The sequence below is a fragment of the Clostridium sp. AM22-11AC genome (genome assembly GCF_003473545.1).
GTDB lineage: Bacteria > Bacillota > Clostridia > Lachnospirales > Lachnospiraceae > Enterocloster.
Window position 1 is genome coordinate 53,063 of sequence record NZ_QUCM01000023.1, and the last position, 2,006, is coordinate 55,068.

Here is a 2,006-nt window from a genome sequence, read left to right on the forward strand (position 1 = left end):
TATAATCCCATCTTTGACAGTCAAATTTATCAAAACACCGCTGAAAGCCTTATTCTACCTGGGTTTTTCAGCGGTGCCTTTTCGTTTTACTATATAGTCTTTTTTCCGAATCAGATATGGATGATAGACTTTTATGATTTTTCTCGAGATTGTTTACTAAGTTTTTGGATTTCTTTCATTTTCCTTTTGGTAAGAAATTCATAATCCGTTTCGAATCCGGCTACTTCATGTAATGCATCCGTCAGTTTAGTAGATTCATAAATCGGTATGAATCCCTGCCCCTGCACATCTGCAAATTCATAGTCTCTTAATGTCGACATTAACTCTTCACAGGTATATTTCCGCTTGAGCTTTTTTTCGAGCAGACGATAAATGAGCAGCGCTAGAAAACAGACCAGGAAATGTGCTCGGATCCGGTCGTTTCGCTGGACAAAAACCGGACGGGCAGAAAAATCCGTTTTCATGATCCGAAAGCATGCTTCAATCTGCCAACGGCTTTCACTGACTTTTAAAATATCTTCCGGCTCATCGTCAAAAAGATCCGTACATACAGCATAGAGGCCATCGTACTGTGCTTCCTGTGCAATCTTTTTTTCATCCAGAAAATATAGGATATCGGCCATTTCTCCATCTTTTGTAACAGCTGTTTTATCAATAAATCTTGCTGGGTCATTCGGATTTTTCCGGTTTTTCTTATGCCTGCCATTTGAAAGCATTGCTTTTGCTCGTTCAATCTGTTTCTCTCGAATCTCTTTTTGATAAGCAGCGTATTTTGGTGAGTAAGTAATCAACAGACGCTGTTCCATCTTTTTGGAACTGTAAGGTTCTTCTTTATAAAAAAGTTCCTCTTTATCATCGTCTGTCAGGCTGTTCAGATCGACCGCTTTATGGTCTGAGAGGCACCGGAATCCTTTTTTGTTTAGTGCAAGTGTCCGGTATTCTTCTGGAAGTTTTTTGATAGACTGGGTTACGATATAAGAGCGCTTCTTGCTGTGATTTAAGAGCCGGTTATTTTCAGAACCAAGGCCTGCATCAGAACAGAAGATAAACTCTTCACACCCAAACTCCTCAATCACTTTTTTCTCGAGTGGTTTCAAAGATGTCTGTTCATTTTGATTTCCTGGAAATATGCTGAAAGCCAGTGGGATTCCATCTCCGTCGGTAAAGAGTCCCATCTGCACGATAGGGTTTGGACGGTGTTCTTTACTTTTTCCGTATTTTTTATCTCCATCTTCTTGTTCAATCTCAAAGTAGTAGTTGGTACAGTCGTAGTAAAGGACCCCATCGTTACGTTTTAAAACAGACTTTGAATTGCGATATAGCTCTGACTGAATCAGATCGCATTCTTCTGAAAGAACATTCAATGCCCGGTAAATATCATGAAGCTGATAAGTGGGTGCTTCTAGGAAGGTTTTAGCCGTTTCAAAAGAAGAACGTTTGCTGCCTGGTTCTAAAATGCGTGTATAGATGAGATCGGATAAGATCGCGTTCAAATCATAATCATAGTGATGTTTATCTCGAATCTTTCGACATACCTTGTTTAAACCAAGTTCATAATAAAGAGACTGCAGGAAAAGGTAACCTCCCTGAAATTTTCGCTTTTCTCCATGGGCGATCTTTCGGTTTGGATGGAAAGTAATAGGAATACAATGATTCGCTTTTTCCTGTTCAAACTTTTCGGTCTCAATGCGAGCCTGTTCTTTTGCCCAGGCCATAACATCGTCTCTGGTGGGACCATGTTCAACTAACAATTCTTTTAATGTTCCAAGTTTGCGGATTGTCCGAGAGGTAGATTTTCCGTTACTGTCGATGTAGGATTGCTTTATATAAAAAGACTCAGCGTTTTTTGATTTTGATGTATTGACCTTCAATTTTTTCACCTCAATACCATTATAGCACAAAAAGCCGAAAAAGCCTATACATAAAAACAACAAATTTGACAAAAAAATATAAGCATTCATGCGGCTTATACGCTGTTTTTCATTCGGAAAGGTGTCAAACTCCCG

At 39.2% G+C, this 2,006-nt stretch carries 1 protein-coding gene; it reads right to left on the reverse strand.

What is annotated here, in order from left to right; all coding sequences use genetic code 11:
- Nucleotides 1–131: 131 nt before the first annotated feature.
- Nucleotides 132–2,006 (reverse strand): IS1634 family transposase (locus tag DW251_RS15210; protein ID WP_347474678.1); only part of this gene is annotated, 1,875 nt, incomplete at its 5' end.